Source organism: Rhodococcus sp. 15-649-2-2 (assembly GCF_002258645.1).
Taxonomy (GTDB): Bacteria; Actinomycetota; Actinomycetes; order Mycobacteriales; family Mycobacteriaceae; genus Rhodococcoides.
Genome location: NZ_NPFM01000004.1, coordinates 14,713 through 32,643 on the forward strand (window position 1 = coordinate 14,713; position 17,931 = coordinate 32,643).

Annotated in this window: 15 protein-coding genes; 5 read left to right on the forward strand and 10 right to left on the reverse strand. The window is 64.3% G+C overall.

The window, feature by feature from the left end; genetic code table 11:
- Positions 1 to 28: 28 nt before the first annotated feature.
- The 5 genes from CH305_RS02220 to CH305_RS02240 form a co-directional block, all read right to left on the reverse strand.
- Entirely contained in the window at positions 29 to 1,222 is a 1,194-nt protein-coding gene (locus CH305_RS02220) for a DUF5336 domain-containing protein (RefSeq protein ID WP_143545225.1), read from the reverse strand.
- A 95-nt stretch (positions 1,223 to 1,317) separates the two neighbouring features.
- Positions 1,318 to 2,442 carry a dimethylsulfone monooxygenase SfnG gene (gene sfnG / locus CH305_RS02225; RefSeq protein WP_094702416.1) on the reverse strand — a complete coding sequence of 375 codons (1,125 nt, stop codon included), beginning with the start codon at positions 2,440 to 2,442 and terminating at the stop codon, positions 1,318 to 1,320.
- Between the two features lie 23 nt (positions 2,443 to 2,465).
- Positions 2,466 to 3,689, reverse strand: coding sequence for an acyl-CoA dehydrogenase family protein (locus CH305_RS02230; RefSeq protein WP_052058782.1), 1,224 nt, complete (start codon positions 3,687 to 3,689; stop codon positions 2,466 to 2,468).
- 68 nt (positions 3,690 to 3,757) lie between these two features.
- Entirely contained in the window at positions 3,758 to 4,099 is a 342-nt protein-coding gene (locus tag CH305_RS02235) for a DUF2200 domain-containing protein (RefSeq protein WP_037155106.1), read from the reverse strand.
- A 10-nt stretch (positions 4,100 to 4,109) separates the two neighbouring features.
- The gene (locus tag CH305_RS02240) at positions 4,110 to 4,598 is read right to left on the reverse strand and encodes a hypothetical protein (protein ID WP_037155104.1); all 489 of its coding nucleotides are present in this window, start codon (positions 4,596 to 4,598) and stop codon (positions 4,110 to 4,112) included.
- 127 nt (positions 4,599 to 4,725) lie between these two features.
- Here CH305_RS02240 and CH305_RS28885 point away from each other — a divergent pair, with 127 nt between their 5' ends.
- On the forward strand, positions 4,726 to 4,899 hold the full coding sequence (locus CH305_RS28885) for a hypothetical protein (RefSeq protein ID WP_155292698.1): 174 nt from the start codon (positions 4,726 to 4,728) through the stop codon (positions 4,897 to 4,899).
- A gap of 126 nt (positions 4,900 to 5,025) precedes the next feature.
- Here the strand turns inward: CH305_RS28885 and sucD are convergent, their stop codons facing one another.
- The 3 genes from sucD to CH305_RS02255 form a co-directional block, all read right to left on the reverse strand.
- Positions 5,026 to 5,937 (reverse strand): succinate--CoA ligase subunit alpha, encoded by a 912-nt coding sequence (gene sucD / locus CH305_RS02245; protein WP_032371251.1) that lies wholly within the window; start codon positions 5,935 to 5,937, stop codon positions 5,026 to 5,028.
- Positions 5,938 to 5,945: 8 nt separating this feature from the next.
- Positions 5,946 to 7,109, reverse strand: a complete 1,164-nt coding sequence (sucC, locus tag CH305_RS02250) for an ADP-forming succinate--CoA ligase subunit beta (protein ID WP_094702418.1) — start codon at positions 7,107 to 7,109, stop codon at positions 5,946 to 5,948.
- Positions 7,110 to 7,255: 146 nt separating this feature from the next.
- Positions 7,256 to 9,121 (reverse strand): hypothetical protein, encoded by a 1,866-nt coding sequence (locus tag CH305_RS02255; RefSeq protein WP_094702420.1) that lies wholly within the window; start codon positions 9,119 to 9,121, stop codon positions 7,256 to 7,258.
- 232 nt (positions 9,122 to 9,353) lie between these two features.
- Here CH305_RS02255 and CH305_RS02260 point away from each other — a divergent pair, with 232 nt between their 5' ends.
- Positions 9,354 to 10,376, forward strand: a complete 1,023-nt coding sequence (locus CH305_RS02260) for a M23 family metallopeptidase (protein ID WP_094702422.1) — start codon at positions 9,354 to 9,356, stop codon at positions 10,374 to 10,376.
- Positions 10,377 to 10,446: 70 nt separating this feature from the next.
- Here the strand turns inward: CH305_RS02260 and CH305_RS02265 are convergent, their stop codons facing one another.
- Complete coding sequence (locus CH305_RS02265; protein ID WP_037155096.1) at positions 10,447 to 12,936, reverse strand: UvrD-helicase domain-containing protein; 2,490 nt, start codon at positions 12,934 to 12,936, stop codon at positions 10,447 to 10,449.
- A 331-nt stretch (positions 12,937 to 13,267) separates the two neighbouring features.
- Here CH305_RS02265 and CH305_RS02270 point away from each other — a divergent pair, with 331 nt between their 5' ends.
- Complete coding sequence (locus tag CH305_RS02270) at positions 13,268 to 13,558, forward strand: chorismate mutase (protein WP_032378292.1); 291 nt, start codon at positions 13,268 to 13,270, stop codon at positions 13,556 to 13,558.
- 44 nt (positions 13,559 to 13,602) lie between these two features.
- Here CH305_RS02270 and CH305_RS02275 read toward each other — a convergent pair whose 3' ends face one another.
- Positions 13,603 to 15,054 (reverse strand): NAD-dependent succinate-semialdehyde dehydrogenase, encoded by a 1,452-nt coding sequence (locus tag CH305_RS02275; RefSeq protein WP_032404907.1) that lies wholly within the window; start codon positions 15,052 to 15,054, stop codon positions 13,603 to 13,605.
- Between the two features lie 83 nt (positions 15,055 to 15,137).
- Between CH305_RS02275 and pgi the strand changes: the two genes are divergently transcribed.
- Both pgi and CH305_RS02285 read left to right on the forward strand, forming a co-directional pair.
- On the forward strand, positions 15,138 to 16,787 hold the full coding sequence (gene pgi / locus CH305_RS02280) for a glucose-6-phosphate isomerase (RefSeq protein ID WP_094702424.1): 1,650 nt from the start codon (positions 15,138 to 15,140) through the stop codon (positions 16,785 to 16,787).
- A 125-nt stretch (positions 16,788 to 16,912) separates the two neighbouring features.
- Positions 16,913 to 17,923 (forward strand): hypothetical protein, encoded by a 1,011-nt coding sequence (locus CH305_RS02285; protein ID WP_094702426.1) that lies wholly within the window; start codon positions 16,913 to 16,915, stop codon positions 17,921 to 17,923.
- Positions 17,924 to 17,931: the final 8 nt, after the last annotated feature.

A 17,931-nucleotide genomic window follows, 5' to 3' on the forward strand; every position in this document is an offset into this window, starting at 1 on the left:
CGCCGCGAAGTGGGATGTGATGCCTGAATCAGTCGTGCTTCTTCTCGTCGTCCACGGCGGGCGTGGCACCGAACGACTGCGTGGGCGCGCCGTAGGGCGTCGACTGATCGCCCGATGTGGGCTCCTCGGGCTTCACCGGGGGCTGGCCGTAGCCCGACGGCTGACCGTACTGATACTGATTCGGTGGGTACGCCTGCCCCGAGGCGGGAGTGCTCGGACCGGTGTAGGGCGGCGGCGAGTACCCGCCCTGCGGCGACGTACTGGGCGCAGATGGACCGCCGTACGACGGCTGCCCACCCGGGTTGTACGAATGCTGACCCGACGACTGTCCGCTCGGAGCCTGACCGTAGGTCGACGGAGCTCCCGGAGCCTGTCCGTACGACGGCGGATTGTTGTAGTTCTGGGGCTGCGACGGCCCACCGAACGATGTCGTGGGCGCGTTGTACGGGTTCTGCTGTCCGTATCCGGCCTGCTGATTCTGACTGCCGTAGCCTGCGGGCTTGGGGGCAGGTGCCTTGACGATGCCCGCGTCGAACAGCAATGCCACCACAGCGGCCGCAGCTTGTACGAAGCCGAGGACCAGCACCAGGATTGCGCCGATACCGAGCGAACTGGTGGTGCTGGCGAACTCGTTGCCCTCGGCGCTCGGCAGACTGAACGACTGGAAGACCAGCACCAGGAATCCGGTGATCGCCAAGGCGGCAACCACGGCCTGGTTCTTGACATCCTTCTGCAGCAGCGACGCACCGGCGATCAGGCCGGCGGCCAGCAGCAGCGCCACCGACACCGCGCTGCCACCGGAAGCGAAGAACGTGGTGCTGAACGACGTCTGGATGCTGCTCGGCAGTTCCTGCGCCGAGCTGACTTCGGCAGTGACGAGATCGAGCAAACCGAGCAGGAAGTTCACGATGCCGAGCCCGAGCACCACGAACGTGAGAATCCTCGGCAGGTTCGTCAATCCCGATCCGGGCGACTTACGTTCGGGTGCAGGGGATCCGGGCGCTGACGTCCCGGGCGCGCCGGGTGCCGAGGTGCCCGGCACCGGAGGCCCGAAAGGATTGGATACCGACGGTTGATGGAACGGCTGACCCTGACCGTGGCCCTGCGCAGGTGACGGAGGCTGATTCGGCGAGGAGGACTGACCGTAGGAAGGTCCGCCTCCGCCGTAGCCACCAGAGTTGGAGCTGCCCCCTGATTCAGGGCCGCCGGGCGAGTAGGTCATCGCGTCTCCTCATCCTGATAGTTACGTACCCAGGGTCGGTCGGGTCCTTTCGACTCACGCTACTGCACGGACCCGACCGATCCAGGCACTCCAGGTCAACGGGCCCCGACGAGCTCCTGGTCGTCGGCTTCGGCGGCCTCGAGTTCCCGAACCAGCGGAAGCACCTTGGCTCCGAAGTACTCGATCTCCTCCTGGAAGTGCAGGAAGCCACCGAGAATCAGGTCGACGCCGCGGCGCCGGTAGGCAACGATCCGCTCGGCCACTTGCTCCGGCGTCCCGATCAACTGGGTCTTGAAGCCGTCGTTGTACTGGACGAGATCCTCGAACGACGAGTCGGCCCACATACCCTTCTTGTCACCCGTCGAATTCCCGGCTTGCTGCACCGCTCCCTTGAAGCCTTCGACGGCGGGCTTGTTCGCCTTCTCGATGATCTCGCGCAGCGTGTCTCGCGCTTCCTTCTCGGTGTCGCGGGCAATGATGAAGCCATTAAGGCCGAACTTGACCTCGCGCTGATGATCACGCGCGATGCGTCGAAGATTGTCGAGTTGCTCGGTGACGCCGTCGAAATCCTTGCCGTTGCTGAAGTACCAATCCGAGTACCGACCGGCATTCTCCTGCGCCGCAGAAGAATTCCCGCCCTGGAACAGCTCGGGATTGGGCCGCTCCGGGGTGTTGAGCGGTTTCGGCTTGAGGGTGAAATCGTGGATACGATAGAAGTCGCCCCGGAAGTCGACGTCGTCCTCGGTCCAGATCTTGCGCAGTACCTGCAGGAATTCGGCGCTGCGACGGTATCTTTCGTCGTGCTCGAGCCACGGTTCACCCAGGTGGGTGAACTCGTCCTTGAACCAACCACTGACGACGTTCACCGCGAAGCGGCCGTTGGACAGGTGATCCGCGGTAGCGCCCAGCTTGGCCAGAACGGCCGGCTGCCACAGCCCCGGATGCACCGCCGCAATGACTTTGAGCCTCTCGGTGGCCAGCAGGAGTGCGAGCGAGAAGCTGGTGGATTCGTGCTGGAACTCCGCCCCGTAGCTGGCCTCGTAACGCACCTGACTCAGCGCGTACTCGAAGCCGTTGTTCTCGGCGGTCTGCGCCAGCTTCTTGTTGTACTCGTAATCCCAGCTGGTGCGTTGCTCGATGGTGCTGGTAACCAGACCACCCGAGACATTGGGTACCCAGTACGCGAATTTGATTGCGCCGGCGATTTTTTCGGTGCTCACAGTCCTTCTCCTCCGAACATGTTCTACGAATACCAGGTGGGCTCGGGCAGCTCGCCGGTGAGAACCCAGCGCCCTACCTCGCGTCGCTTGTACGCGACCGGATCGTGCAGAGTGTGGGTACGCACGTTGCGCCAGAAGCGGTCGAAGCCGTACTTGCTGGCCGTCGCACGCGCACCGAGGGCCTCGAACACCGTCGACGTGATCTCGAGCGACACCTCGGTGGCGCGAGCCTTGACCGCGGCCACCCGTACCTCGTGATCACCGCGCTCCTCGGCGGTGACGTTCCAGGCATTGTCGTGAATCTTTTTGCCTTCCAACGCTACTGCGTCGGCAAGGGCTTCGACGGCCCACAGCTTGGCGGTCAGGTCGCCGTAGATGTCGATGATGTACGGCTCGTCGACCGCCTTGTCCACCGTGCTGTGCAGCCACGCACGCGTCTTGTCCTTGGTGTACGACGCCGCCTCCTCGAGAGCACCCCTCGCGATTCCGAGGTAGAAGTTGACGAACACCAGTTGGATGGTCGGGACGTTGAGCGTGTTGTAGACGCGAGGCTGAAAAGCCTTGTCCACGAATCCTGCTGCGCTGGCCCAGTCGACGCGAACCTTGTCGATGGTCACGCTGCCGCTCTCGGTCTGGCGCTGGCCGATGTTGTCCCAGTCGTCGTGGAAGGACAGGCCCTCGATGTTGGACGGCACGATCGCGAACACGTGATCGGTACTGCCCTCGAGCGCACCTTCGAGCACGGTCACGTCCGAGACACGGCTGCCGGTGGAGAAGGTCTTGGAACCGTCGAACACGATGGTGTCACCCTCGTCGGTGACGGCAACGTCGTTGTCCCGAGGATTGACGGCACCGCCGAAGAACCACTTGTTCTTCGTTGCGTCGGCTTCGACGGCCTCGATCTGCTCGGGTGTGCCGACGAGTCGGGCGGCCCAGAACCACAACAGGTGATAGCCCAGCAGCTGACCGATGGATCCGTCGGCGGCGGCGACGGTACGGATCACCTGGTACGCCGTCGGCCAATCCTGCCCTGCACCGCCATGTTCGACGGGGCCCAGCAGCGTGACGAGACCGGCGTCCTTGAGTAACTGAACTTCGGCGGTGGGAGCCTCACGTCCCTTGTCGCGGGCGACCGCGTCGACGGCGAGAAGCTGCGCTACCTCACCGGCGCGAGAAATCCACCCGGCAGCGGTGGTGGGAGCGTCGGGCCAGTCCTTGGTGAGAACACGGTTTTCTGTGGTTGTCATGACGCACAGTGAAGTCCTGCGCCGAAGCAATGACCACAGTTCGATTCATCGTGATTCCAACCCGATCGTCAGCTACGCAGAATCTTCGTCATTGCCTTGCCCTTGGCGAGTTCGTCGATCAGTTTGTCCAACAGCCGGATCTTCTTCATCAGCGGGTCCTCGACATTCTCGACGCGAATGCCGCAGACGACTCCGGTGATCAGTGTCGCGTTCGGGTTCAGGTTCGCTGCCGCGAAGAAGTCCTCGAACGTCGTCTCGGCCTCGAGATGTCGATCGAGGGTGGCTTGGTCGAATCCAGTGAACCACCGGATGATCTCGTCGACCTCCGCTGCAGTGCGGCCCTTTCGTTCGACCTTCTTGACGTAGAGCCGATGGACCGTCACGAAGGCGGTGGTGAAGATGTTGTGCACGGGGGTCAATCTAGTCCACTGGTGTGCCCGCGAAATAGGCCCGCACGCGCGGAGTGAACAGCAGCAGTGCCACCGCCAGCAGGATCACCACTTGAATCGCTTGCACCACGTGGGTCCACGGAAGATTCGGGGTGAAGATCAGGTAGGAGTAGGCGGCCACTCCGAAGATGCTCCAGCTCAACAAGAGCCGATGTTCGGATGGACTGCGCCTGGAGAGTCGCTGGACAAGATACGAGTAGCCGAAGATCAGGCTGACCACAGTGATCACCCGCAGCGAGTAGGCCCCGTAGACGATCGCTTTCGCCGAGGCCGGAAGGGAGCCGTCGTCCATGCCCTGTCGATGCATCTGGAAATCCGCCAGCGACTTCGCCAGCGCCACCGAGGCGAGTGCATACAGACACGAGACCACCATGGCCGCGATCATCAACCGGCCGACCGGTCGCACGGCGGGGTCTGCCTGCCATCCCTCCCGATGCAGGCGACGCAGAAACTCGGACATGCACCCAGTGTCTCAACTTATTGTTACTTCCGCTATTGATATCCGTTTGACTCGACTTTGGAAACGAATTACCTTGCTGGACAGCCCTTTCGGTGCACAATAGAGTCAGTCCAGTGGGGAGGGAGACATGACGCGTAAGAGATTCGAGTACTTCAAAGTCGGCCTGTTCCTGATCTGCGCAATCTTGATGGCGTGGGCAGCCGGAACATTCGGGTCGATCTACTACGCCCTGATGTCGGCACTGTTCGGCGCGATGACCGTGTTCGTTCTGTGGCGAGTGGACAAGTTCGAGACTCAGTAGCGCCGCCCGGTCCGCGTGAATGTCACATTGCCGCGCCCAGACGTATGCAGTGGTCTATTCACGCGGCGCGAGCGCACGAAAAAGCCCGCCACCGGATTCGGTGGCGGGCTTCTTACGATGTGAAAATTACTTCACAGAAAGCGATTCCAGGATTTCGCGCGCGAGTGCAGCGGTCTCGGACGGCGTCTTGCCGACCTTGACGCCTGCGGCCTCGAGTGCGTCCTTCTTCGCCTGCGCCGTTCCCAGCGAGCCGGAGACGATGGCGCCGGCGTGGCCCATGGTCTTGCCCTCGGGAGCGGTGAAGCCTGCGACGTAGCCGACGACCGGCTTGGTCACGTTGGCCTTGATGTAATCGGCTGCACGCTCTTCGGCGTCGCCGCCGATCTCACCGATCATGACGATGATCTTGGTCTCGGGGTCCGCCTCGAACGCCTCGATGGCGTCGATGTGGGTGGTTCCGATGACCGGGTCGCCGCCGATGCCGATGGCCGTCGAGAATCCGAAGTCGCGGAGCTCGAACATCATCTGGTAGGTCAGCGTGCCACTCTTGGAGACCAGGCCGATGGGGCCGGTTCCCGAGATGTTGGCGGGCGTGATGCCGACCAATGCCTCACCGGGAGTGATGATTCCGGGGCAGTTCGGGCCGATGATGCGGGTCTTCTTGCCCTTCTCCACGTTGTAGGCCCACGCGTACGCGGAGTCCTGCACGGGGATGCCCTCGGTGATGACGACGAGCAGCGGGATCTCAGCGTCGATGGCCTCGACGATGGCGTCCTTGGAGAATGCCGGCGGCACGAACGCGATGGACACGTCGGCTCCGGTCTTCTCCATGGCCTCGGAAACCGAAGCGAACACCGGCAATTCGATGTCGTTGCCCTGAGCGTCGACGTGCTTGACCGTGGTTCCGGCCTTGCGCGCGTTGACGCCGCCGACGACCTGGGTGCCGGCCTTGAGCATCAGGGCGGTGTGCTTGGTGCCTTCGCCGCCGGTGATGCCCTGGACGATGACCTTGTTGTCCTTGTTCAGAAAGATAGACATTGTTTCCTCTACTTCGCTGCCAGCTCGGCGGCCTTGTCGGCGCCCTCGTCCATGGTTCCGGCGAGCGTCACCAGCGGGTGCGCGGCGTCGGCGAGAATCTTGCGGCCCTCTTCGACCTTGTTGCCGTCGAGACGGACGACCAGCGGCTTGTTGGCGTCGTCGCCCAGCTTCTTCAGCGCGCCGACGATGCCGTTGGCAACCGCGTCACAGGAGGTGATGCCACCGAAGACGTTGACGAACACACTCTTGACCTGCTCGTCGCCCAGGATGACGTCGAGTCCTGCGGCCATGACCTCGGCCGACGCGCCGCCGCCGATGTCGAGGAAGTTGGCGGGCTTGACGCCGCCGTGTGCCTCGCCTGCGTATGCGACTACGTCGAGGGTCGACATGACCAGTCCTGCACCGTTTCCGATGATGCCGACCTGTCCGTCGAGCTTGACGTAGTTGAGGTCGTGCTCCTTGGCCTTGGCCTCGAGGGGATCGGCTGCGTCCTTGTCCTCGAACTCGGCGTGCCCGGGCTGACGGAAGTCAGCGTTGGCGTCGAGCGTGACCTTGCCGTCGAGGGCGAGGATCTGATCGTCGGGGGTGCGAACCAGCGGGTTGACCTCGACCAGGAGAGCGTCTTCGTTGATGAAGACCTCCCACAGCTTCTGGATGGTCACCGCAGCGGCGTCGAGCACCTCGGCGGGAAGCTTGCCCTTTTCGGCGATTTCACGAGCAAAAGCAAGATCGACACCCTTGACGGCGTCGACCGGGATACGTGCGAGTGCGTCGGGGTTCTCCTCCGCCGTCACCTCGATTTCCACTCCACCCTCGACCGAACACATTGCGAGGTAGGTGCGGTTGGTGCGATCGAGCAGGAAGGAGATGTAGTACTCCTCGGCGATGTCGGAGGCTTCTGCAACGAGAAGCTTCTTGACGACGTGGCCTTTGATGTCGAGTCCGAGAATCGCTTCTGCGTTCTCGGTGGCTGCTGCGACGTCCTTGGAGTACTTGACTCCGCCGGCCTTGCCGCGTCCGCCGACCTTGACCTGTGCCTTGACCATTACTGGCTTGCCGATTTCTTCGGCAATCTCTGTTGCTCCGGCGACCGTGTCGGTGACACGACCGGCGGAGGTGGGTACGCCATGCTTGGCGAACAATTCCTTCGCCTGGTATTCGAAGAGATCCATCAGCTCACCGTCTCGTCTACGTTGACGCCCGCTCCAGGGGTGTGAGCGGGTCTGAGCATGGACTTTATCCAGGTGCCCCGACGGCGCATCGGGCGCATGCATGCTATGTGGCCTATCTCACCGCCGAGGGCGCGATGAAATGGCCGTCACCGATCGGCGCGGCGGGCCGAAAGTGCCGCAGCGACACCGAGAACGACGATTCCCACCACCAACGGCAGAACGGCGGGCCCCATCACCGGATCTGTTGCACGCGCAGATGTCAGCGGCCACGACGCGAGATGAACGATGCCGGCGACCGCTGCTGCCGCGAGCAGAACCGTGCCGCGCGCGGCCCGAGCTCGCGCGGCGACGAGGGCTGCGACGACGATGCCGACGGCGAGCACCATCTGCCCCCAGGTATCCCAACCCCACGGAAATTCGGTGACGGTTGCCGCGGTGACGTCGCTGCCCCGATACAGCGGCAGCGCCAAGCCGATCGCGAGAAGTGCGGCACCGAGCAACCCGGCGCCCAGCACGACGCCGTCCGTCGACACGTCTGCGGATGTGTCGACATCGTCGCGTTCGGCCGATCCGGCGAACAGTGCCAGGAGTCCCGTCACTGCCGCTACGACGACGCCCGCGATGACCGCCAGAGCGCCGATGCCGGTGTCGACTCCGTCCACGTCCTCGGCGAGCACGACCGATTGCAACACCGAAGCCGCTGCCGACACCGCGCCGAGCCAGAACAAGGCCACGAACGGGCGTGCAGCAGAGGCGAATTCGGAGAACATCAGCGGCACCGAACCCAGAATCATCACGAAGCCGGCGACCAACACCACCCGGGTGGCCAGGATCTGCGGCACGGCGGTGCCCGAGTCGGTCTCGAGAATCGGCAGCAACGATCCGACGACGAACAGCGCGCCGGCGAGAACGCCTGCACTGCCGGCTGCGGCATGCCATCTGGTCGCTCCTGGACCGGCAACGCCGCGGGCACGTCGCGCACCCGCCTCCCGTTCCTGCGCGCGCTGCAGCGCGCGCCGGTCTCGGGCAGCGGCGACGGGTGCGAGCGCTGCGCCGCAGACCAGCAATCCGATTCCGGCCGCGGTCCCCAGATAGGCCCCGAGCCCGGCGCTCACCCGAGCGCCAGTGCTCAGTCCGGCGAGCAGACCGACGCCCGCGAACCCCAGCACGCCGAGTCCGGCTCCGACGGACGCGCCCGAGGCCACCAGCGGCGACAGCGAGGCCAGCGCCGACGCAACCACCACGAGTGCCGCGACGCCGACGACCCCGGATCCCACGGCGACGAACACCGGCGATTCCACGATGGCGGTGACGATCACCACCGGGTCCTCCGAGCGGTACAGCGACGAGAACGCCGCGACGGCCGCGAGCACACCGAACGCGCCGAGCAACGCCCCCAGCAACGAACCGACCCGACCCGCCGACGCGCGCCCCACATGCTCGGAATAGACCGAGTGGCCGTACCCGTCACCGAGCCCGGCGCGATGCACCGCAGACCACCCCGCAACGCCCGCCAGCACCGACGCTGCGTGACCGACGAGCAGAATCTGGGCACCGATGGTGGAGTCGAGCATGGCGGCGCTCAGGGGACGAAAGAGCTCGAGCCGATTCGCGTCGATCGGATCCGACAGCAGAGCGATGTCCAGCAGCGTGATTCCCAGAGCCACCGCGCCGTACCCGGCCAGGAGTGCCGCGGCGAACTCCATACGCCTCGTGGCAGCACCCACCGCCGCTGCGACGGCAACCAGGATCGGAAGAGCGACGGCAACAACCGCGGCCGACGCGGCGCCGCTTCCCACCGGCGAACCGTCGACGCTTCGGACGACGCCGACGAGTGGGGCCGCCACCGCGGCAGCTGCTGCGATCAGAGCGAAGACGAGTGCAACCGCGACGCGCGACGTGGGTGACGGATCGTCCGCTCTGTCGCCCGGCCCATCGAGCGGCTCGATTCGTTGCGGTTCCGCACGCTCGGAACCGCGGGCGGACGAGTCGTCGAAGGTGGGAGTCGGCATTCGGATCACGGTATCGGCTCGACGGACGTGGACACCGTTACTGTTGCTTCATGCACTCCGGGTGTCCGATTACGGATGTGGCTCCTCACGACATAAACACTGGTCGGCCTGTGAGCCATCTCACATATCCTCTCAGTTTGGGCTGTTAACTTGCGCGCCCCGCAATCATTTCGTTACCGTCTGCCGAGTCTTTCAGTAACGGCCAGGTCACGGATAACGGAGGTTGTAGGTCTTGCAGCAACACCGTGCGTCCTTCACCTCCAGCCGGTTTTCTCGACCCGCCGCTGAAGAAGCGACCACGGTCTACAGCTACGAGCCTGCCGACGACAACGGCGCGTACGACGCTTACTCCTACCCCACGCACCAATACGCCGAGGCCCAGTACGCCGAGGCCGAGTACGTCGACACCGCCTACGTAGCACCCGACGAAGCACCAACCGTCGTCACGACGTTCGCGACCACCGCAGACGCCACCCCCGTGGCCCGTCGCGGCGGCGCACACCGAATCCCGCTTCCCCCCACCGCCCTCAAAGGCCGCGCTGCTGTACTCGCCGTGGCTGCCGGTGCTGTCGTGGCTGCAGGCCAGGCCGTCATCAACGACGACTCGCCCACCGCGGTCGCCACCTCCGAGTACGCGCTCGCCGCCGGTGAAGCACCCGCCGCCGCAGTCGCGGCCACCACTGCCCCGCAGACGGCCGAACTCGACGCAGATTCGTCGAGCGCAACACCGTCGCAGGCACCGCAGATCCTCAGCGTCGCGGCACCGGCCGATCTGAGCCAGTTCAACGACTTGCTCGCCAAGGGGCAGCGCTTCAGCGAAGAGCGTGCTGCACGTGAAGCAGCCGCCCGCCGGCCCCTGTTCGCCCTCCCCGCGCAGGGCACCTATACCTCCAACTTCGGTACTCGATGGGGCGTTCTCCACGCCGGTGTCGACGTTGCCAACGCCATCGGAACTCCGATCTACGCCGTCGCCGACGGCAAGGTCATCGACTCCGGTCCGGCCGCAGGCTTCGGCATGTGGGTTCGACTGCAGCACGCCGACGGCACGATCACCGTCTACGGCCACATCGACAGCACGCTCGTCACCGTCGGCCAGGATGTCATGGCCGGCGATCAGATCGCACGTATGGGCAACCGCGGCTTCTCCACCGGACCGCACCTGCACTTCGAGGTCCACCTCCCGGGCGAAGTCAAGATCGACCCGCTCCCCTGGCTCGCCTCCCGAGGAATCTCCCTCGGACCCGAAATGGACTGAGTCTCTTCCACTACTGCACAACAAGCCGGACCCCGCTCTCGCAGGGTCCGGCTTTCTGTTGTCGGGGCTTCTACAGCTTGGTCATCGGGACGCCACCGATGAGCATCATCTTGACGCGGCCGGCCGAGCCGAAGTCGATCAGGACCATCGCTTTGACCCCGGCACCGGTCGATTCCAGCACCGTACCCAGGCCGTACTTGTCGTGACTGACTCGATCACCAACGGCGAGCACAAGATTGGAGTTGCGCCCCTTGGCGGCACCGAAGCTGGGCGACGAGCTCTGGCCGCGTGACGAGGAACCGCCGTAACCACCCGAGCCATAGCTGTTCGAGCCGTAACCACCGCCCGAGCCGTAACTGTTCGAGCCGTAGCTGCCGGATCTCCCACCGCCGATCGCGCGGCCGCCGCCGGTGCCGGGATCCTCACGTCGCCAATCGATCAGGTGTTGCGGGACTTCTTGCAGGAAGCGCGATTCCGGGTTCGCGATAGGCTGGCCCCACGCCGACCGCATGATCGCGCGCGTGAGATAGAGCCGCTGCCGTGCGCGAGTAATGCCCACGTATGCCAGGCGTCGTTCCTCGGACAGTTCGTTGGGGTCACCCAGTGCACGCATGTGCGGGAATTGGCCGTCCTCCCAGCCGGTCACGAAGACGACCGGAAACTCCAGGCCCTTCGCGGTGTGCAGCGTCATCAATGTGACGACTCCGGTGCCCGAGTCGGGAATCTGATCGGTATCGGCCACCAGGGAGACCCGTTCGAGGAACGCCGCGAGCGACCCCGGTTCGGCCAGCCCGTCGACGCCACCGTCGTCCTCGCTTCGGTCGTCGCCTGTCTCGAGCGCTTCCTCCGCCACCGCGGCCTGGTTTCGCGCCTCGGACGTGAACTCCCTTGCCACGCTCACAAGTTCGTTGAGATTGTCCAGGCGTGCACCGTCCTGCGGATCACTGCTGGCTTCGAGTTCGGCGCGGTAGCCGGTGCGGTCGAGAACGGCTTCGACGACATCACCGATATCTGCGATGTCGTTTCCGTCGCCGTCGGTCGCGGTGAGTACGGCGCGCAGTTCGTCGAGCAATTCCATGAACTGTGCGATCAACTTCTGCTGCCGCGAGTTGAGCAACGCCACCTTGCCCGCGGCCGCGTCGTGCAGGGCGCGCGAGAAGCTGATGTCACGTTGCTCCGCGTGGACGGCGACACACGCCTCGGCACGATCGCCGATACCTCGGCGCGGGGTGTTCAGGATGCGTCGCATGCTGACGGTGTCGTCCTCGTTGGACAGCACCCGCAGATACGCGACCAGGTCCCGTACTTCCTTGCGCTCGTAGAACCGGACGCCGCCGACGACCTTGTACGGCAGACCGAGTCGAATGAAGATCTCTTCGAGCGCACGCGAGGAGTTGTTGGTGCGATAGAACACCGCTACCTCGTCGAAGCGCACATCTCCGCCGTCGACGAGTCGGTCGATCTCCGAGGCCACGAACGACGCCTCGTCGTGCTCGTTGTCTGCGACGTAACCGACGATCAGCTCGCCCTCGCCGGTGTCGGTCCACAACTTCTTCTCGCGGCGACCGATGTTGCGAGAGATCACGGCATTGGCGGCCGAGAGAATGTTCTGCGTCGACCGGTAGTTCTGCTCGAGCAAGATAGTGCGAGCGTCGGGGTAGTCGCGCTCGAATTCCTCGATGTTGCGGATGGTCGCGCCGCGGAAGGCGTAGATGGACTGATCGGCATCGCCCACCACACACAGCTCTCCCGGAGCGACGGTGCCCTCGAGCGCTCCGTCGGCATCGGGAGTGCCCACCAGCTCTCGCACGAGCATGTACTGAGCGTGGTTGGTGTCTTGATACTCGTCGACCAGCACGTGCCGGAATCTGCGGCGGTAGTACTGGGCCACCTGCGGGAAGGCCTGCAGAATTCCCACTGTCTCGCCGATGAGGTCGTCGAAGTCCATGGCGTTGGCCGCGCGCAGACGCTGCTGATAGATGCGATAGACCTTCGCGACGAGCCGCGGCAGCTCGGCAGGGTCGCCGTCGGCGTCCTCGGTGGCCTTGTCCGGGCCGATCAGTTCGTTCTTGAGGTTGGAGATCGCCGTCGAGAGCAGCCGCGCCGAGAACTTCTTGGTGTCGATCTGCAGATCCTTGGAGATCATCGTCAGCAATCGGCGCGAGTCGTCGGCGTCGTAGATCGAGAAGTTCGAGTTCAGCCCGGGCAGCAGCGCTGCCTGTGCCCGCAGAATTCGCACACAACTCGAGTGGAACGTCGATACCCACATCGCATTCGCTCGCGGTCCCACCAGACCGGCGACTCGCTCGCGCATCTCCGCGGCGGCCTTGTTGGTGAACGTGATGGCCAGAATCTGACCTGGGGACACCCCGCGCTCGGCGAGCAGATACGCGATACGACGCGTCAGCACCGCTGTCTTGCCTGAACCGGCTCCAGCCACGATGAGCAGCGGCGATCCGGTGTGCACAACGGCCTCACGCTGCTGGGGATTGAGCCCTTCCAACAACGCGTCGGACGCAGCATTCTTACGGGACGCGAGGCCTTGAAGGAATGTGTTCATCGTCAGGTCAGGTTACCGGCGCGTACCGACAAACCCACATCGCGTGGTCCCGGCCTCGACGGATGACTTTTCAGGACGGTCGGCCCGTGGCACACTGGATCGGTGATCGAAAAAACCGTACGTCATCGCCTGCGTCGGGTCGGCCGCTCCTCAGCCACACGTACGGGAGCCTGTCGATAGACGCAACGCCCCTGGTTCCAGGCGGGGGCTCGAAGGTCCGGGCAGGAAATTCGAGCCGGGAACCGAGCCGCCGAGCGATGCAGCTCCGAATACGAAAGGCGTAACGGTGACGGACGACGCAGCGATCCAAGATGTGACCCGAGGAGAGACGATGGCCATGACGACGAAGATCGACTCAGAGATTGCAGTGCCTTCCAGCGAGGCCGAGATCAACGATTTGCGCCAGGAAATCGACCGCCTCGATGCCGAGATCCTGACGGCAATCAAGCGTCGCTCCGAGGTCTCGCAGATCATCGGCCGCACCCGCATGGCCTCCGGTGGTCCGCGCCTGGTGCACAGCCGCGAGATGAAGGTCCTCGAGCGTTTCAGCAGCCTCGGTCAGGAAGGCCACACGTTGGCCATGCTCCTGCTCCGCCTCGGTCGCGGTCGCCTCGGACACTGATAGACCCCTCGGTTGGGCGCGCGGATGCACGCCCAACCGACGTTCTACTTCAACGCGATGTACTTGGTCTCGAGGTATTCCTCGATGCCCTCGGATCCGCCCTCACGGCCGAATCCCGATTCCTTGACTCCACCGAACGGCGCAGCCGCGTCCGAGATCACTCCGCGGTTGACGCCCACCATTCCGCTGTCGATGGCGTCGGCCACCCGTAGTGCGCGGTCCAGGTTCTCGGTGTAGATGTACGACGCCAGGCCGTATTCGGTGGCGTTCGCTGCGTCGATACCTTCCTGCTCGGTGTCGAAGCCGACAATGGGAGCGACAGGCCCGAACACTTCCTCTCTCAGGATCCTGGCCTTGGCTGGCACGTCGGTGAGCACGGTCGCCGGGTAGAAGTACCCATCTCCGCCCGGTGCGGTACCGCCGAGCGCGACCGTCGCTCCCTTCTCCACTGCATCGTCGACGAGCTCTTGCACGGTTTCGAGCTGATCTGCGTTGATCAGTGGCCCGAGCTTGGTGTCGGGGTCGACGCCGGGTCCGAGCTTCATCTCGGACATCTTCGCCACCAACTTGTTGGTGAACTCCTCGCGAACGCTGTTGTGCACGTGCAGCCGGTTCGCCGCGGTGCAGGCCTCTCCGCCGTTGCGCATCTTCGCCAGCATCGCGCCGTCCACCGCGTCGTCGATGTTCGCGTCGTCGAACACTACGAACGGGGCATTGCCACCCAGTTCCATCGACGTCCGCAGCAACCTCGTCGCAGATTTCTCGACGAGCGATTTACCGACTCCCGTCGAGCCGGTGAACGTGAGTTTCCGCAGGCGTGGGTCTTCGAGAAGTGGTCCGGTGACGTCGCCGGACTTCGACGTCGTCAGTACCGAGAGCACACCTTCGGGCAAGCCGACCTCGTCGAAGATCTGCGCGAGCAGCAGCATCGTCAGCGGGGTCTCGCGGGCGGGCTTGACGACGATGGTGCAGCCGGCGGCCAGAGCAGGCCCGATCTTCCTGGTACCCATCGCGAGCGGGAAGTTCCACGGGGTGATCGCCAATACCGGGCCCACGGGAGCCTTGGTGACGAGAATTCGACCGTTGCCCGCAGGAGCCGGGGTGTAGCGCCCGCCGATGCGCACGGCTTCCTCGGCGAACCAGCGGAAGAACTCGGCACCGTATTTCACTTCGGCCTTGGACTCGGCGAGTGCTTTGCCCATCTCGAGCGTCATCAGCAGCGCGATGTCGTCGGCGCGTTCGGTGACCTTCTCGAAGGCCGCTCGCAGAATCTCGCTGCGCTCGCGCGCAGGCGTTGCCGCCCAGCTCTTCTGCGCTGCAGCGGCGGCGTCGAGCGCCTTCATCGCGTCGGCGGGCGATGCGTCCGCCACCTCGGTCAGGGGCTTGCCGGTCGCCGGATCGTTCACCGCGAACGTCTTGCCTCCCTCTGCGTCGACGGCCTTGCCGCCGATCCACAGTTTTGCCGGAATCGATTCGATCAATGCACGTTGGTCCATACCGTCCATGATGCCTCCGCAGGGCCTGACGCAAACGACAAACGACGCGCGCGCGACTCGGCACGGGATTACTGTTGGTTCGTATGAGCGTCGATATCACCGGCACGGATGCCTGGCAGAAGCTGACCGATCACCACTCCACGATCGCCAATACTCATCTTCGGACACTGTTCGCCGAGGACTCCGACCGAGCGCACACATTCACCCTCGACGCCGCCGATCTTCACATCGACTACAGCAAGCACCGAATCACTCGCGAAACCGTCGAGTTGCTCGTCGAGCTCGCCCGCACCGCCGATGTCGAAGGCAAGCGCGACGCGATGTTCTCGGGCGAGCACATCAACACCTCCGAGGACCGCGCCGTTCTGCACACCGCGTTGCGTCTACCGGCCGACGCGTCGTTGACCGTCGACGGCCAGGACGTCGTCGCCGATGTGCACGAAGTCCTCACTGCTATGGGCGAATTCACCGATCGTGTGCGTTCGGGCGAATGGGTCGGTGCCACCGGCGACAAGATCTCCACCGTCGTCAACATCGGCATCGGCGGATCCGACCTCGGACCGGTCATGGTCTACAACGCGCTCCGGCACTACGCCGACGCGGGGATTTCCGCGAAGTTCGTCTCCAACGTCGACCCAGCCGATCTGGTCGGTGCACTCGACGGACTCGACCCGGCATCGACGCTGTTCATCATCGCGTCCAAGACGTTCTCCACCCTGGAAACATTGACCAACTCGACCGCGGCCCGTCGCTGGCTCGTCGACGCACTCGGTGAAGACGCCGTCGCCAAGCACTTCGTCGCCGTGTCCACCAACGCCGAGCGCGTCGCGGATTTCGGCATCGACACCGCCAACATGTTCGGCTTCTGGGACTGGGTCGGCGGACGCTATTCCGTCGATTCGGCAATCGGTCTGTCGGTCATGGCCGTCGTCGGCAAAGACGCGTTCGGCGAATTCCTGGACGGCTTCCATCGGATCGACGAGCACTTCCGGTTGACGCCTCTCGCCGAGAACGCACCGGTGCTGCTCGGCCTGATCGGCCTGTGGTACAGCTCGTTCTTCGGCGCGGAAACCCGTGCAGTGCTTCCGTATTCGAATGACCTCTCCCGCTTCGCCGCGTACCTGCAGCAGTTGACGATGGAGTCCAACGGCAAGTCCGTCAAGGCCGACGGCTCCCCCGTCACCACCCCCACCGGCGAGATCTTCTGGGGCGAGCCGGGCACCAACGGCCAGCACGCCTTCTACCAATTGCTGCACCAGGGAACACGTTTGGTGCCTGCCGACTTCATCGGATTTGCCGAGCCCACCGACGATCTACCCACCCGCGACGGCACCGGCTCGATGCACGACCTGCTGATGAGCAACTTCTTCGCCCAGACCAAGGTGCTCGCCTTCGGCAAAACGGCCGAGGAGATCGCCGCCGAGGACACACCGGCAGATGTGGTGCCGCACAAGGTGATGCCGGGCAACCGTCCGTCCACCTCGATTCTCGCGTCGAAGCTCACGCCGTCGGTGGTCGGCCAATTGATCGCCCTGTACGAGCATCAGGTGTTCGTCGAAGGCGTCATCTGGGGCGTCGACTCCTACGACCAGTGGGGCGTCGAACTGGGCAAGACTCAGGCCCTCGAACTGACACCGGTGCTCACCGACTCCGAAGCTCCTGCTGCACAGTCGGATTCATCGACCGATTCCCTGGTGCGCTGGTACCGGGCGCAGCGGGGTCGCTCAGCCTGAGGTCGGTCGGTGGATCTACGGCCCTGGTAGGAATCTGCGCACCCTGCAGGCGGTGCGGATCTCTGGACGGGCCGTAGATTGCCGCTCGGCGGATCCAAACAGAGCGGCCGTGCGTCCAATCGAGCATGGACTTCGACCAACGTGGGCTCTTCACCCGTGCCGATGCGCTCGCGTCGGGCTTCACCGATGACGACCTTCGCCGGGCACGCGCACACAGGACCATCGTTGCAGTCCGTAGAGGCTGGTTCGTTCGAGGCAACGTTTTCGCGACACTGAACTCTGCGCAGCAGCATGCCCTCCTGGCTCAGGCGACTTATATCGATTCCGGCGACGACGTCGTGCTCAGCCATGTGTCCGCAGCGGTGGTTCTCGGACTCGACGTGTGGAACTTGCCGCTCGACACGGTGACGATGACCACGACGCGCGGCCACTCGGGCAAGCGCAGTCGACGCCGGTTCCTCCACGGCACCGAATTACTCGACGACGAATGGCTCCATATCGACGATATGCGTGTCACACGCCCAGCGCGCACAGTCGTCGACATTGCCAGGACTCATCCACTCGACGTCGCAGTGTGCCTCGGCGATCGGGCATTGCGGCACGGCCTCACCACAATCAAGGAACTCGAGAAGTATTGCGAAGCAGCGCAACACAGAAGTGGTGCCGGACGCGCCAGACGTGCTGTCAGCATGATGAGTGCGCGCAGCGACAGTGTCGGCGAGAGCCGATCGCGACTGATCCTGCAGACGGTGTCGACTCCGCTGACCAATCAGACGATCTTCGACGAAGGCGGTCGACGCATCGCCCGTACCGACTTCCTGTTTCCCGACCTGGCCGAGGTGATCGCCGAGTTCGACGGGGAAGAGAAGTATGGTCCGCAGCCACGGAAAGCCGTCATCGCAGAGAAGAATCGCCACAACCGACTCGCCGAGCAGGGCAGGACCGTATTCAGATTCGACTGGCGGGACTTGTCGACTCCGCATGTCATCATCGACCGGCTTCATGCTGCCCATCGGCGCGCAGTGGTCCTCGGCCCGCCGAGTGGACGGTACGCCGAGCTACCCCTCCCCACATCTACGGCGCTCGTAGGAATATGCGCACCCTACAGGCGGTGCGAATTCCCACGAGGGGCGTAGATCCGCGG

Bases quoted from the DNA above. Each gene is read 5' to 3' on its own strand.
- CH305_RS02220 (WP_143545225.1), bottom strand. From the start codon at position 1,222: ATGACCTACTCGCCCGGCGGCCCTGAATCAGGGGGCAGCTCCAACTCT.
- CH305_RS02230 (WP_052058782.1), bottom strand. From the start codon at position 3,689: ATGACAACCACAGAAAACCGTGTTCTCACCAAGGACTGGCCCGACGCT.
- CH305_RS02240 (WP_037155104.1), bottom strand. From the start codon at position 4,598: ATGTCCGAGTTTCTGCGTCGCCTGCATCGGGAGGGATGGCAGGCAGAC.
- CH305_RS28885 (WP_155292698.1), top strand. From the start codon at position 4,726: ATGACGCGTAAGAGATTCGAGTACTTCAAAGTCGGCCTGTTCCTGATC.
- sucD (WP_032371251.1), bottom strand. From the start codon at position 5,937: ATGTCTATCTTTCTGAACAAGGACAACAAGGTCATCGTCCAGGGCATC.
- sucC (WP_094702418.1), bottom strand. From the start codon at position 7,109: ATGGATCTCTTCGAATACCAGGCGAAGGAATTGTTCGCCAAGCATGGC.
- CH305_RS02255 (WP_094702420.1), bottom strand. From the start codon at position 9,121: ATGCCGACTCCCACCTTCGACGACTCGTCCGCCCGCGGTTCCGAGCGT.
- CH305_RS02265 (WP_037155096.1), bottom strand. From the start codon at position 12,936: ATGAACACATTCCTTCAAGGCCTCGCGTCCCGTAAGAATGCTGCGTCC.
- CH305_RS02270 (WP_032378292.1), top strand. From the start codon at position 13,268: ATGGCCATGACGACGAAGATCGACTCAGAGATTGCAGTGCCTTCCAGC.
- CH305_RS02275 (WP_032404907.1), bottom strand. From the start codon at position 15,054: ATGGACCAACGTGCATTGATCGAATCGATTCCGGCAAAACTGTGGATC.
- pgi (WP_094702424.1), top strand. From the start codon at position 15,138: ATGAGCGTCGATATCACCGGCACGGATGCCTGGCAGAAGCTGACCGAT.
- CH305_RS02285 (WP_094702426.1), top strand. From the start codon at position 16,913: ATGGACTTCGACCAACGTGGGCTCTTCACCCGTGCCGATGCGCTCGCG.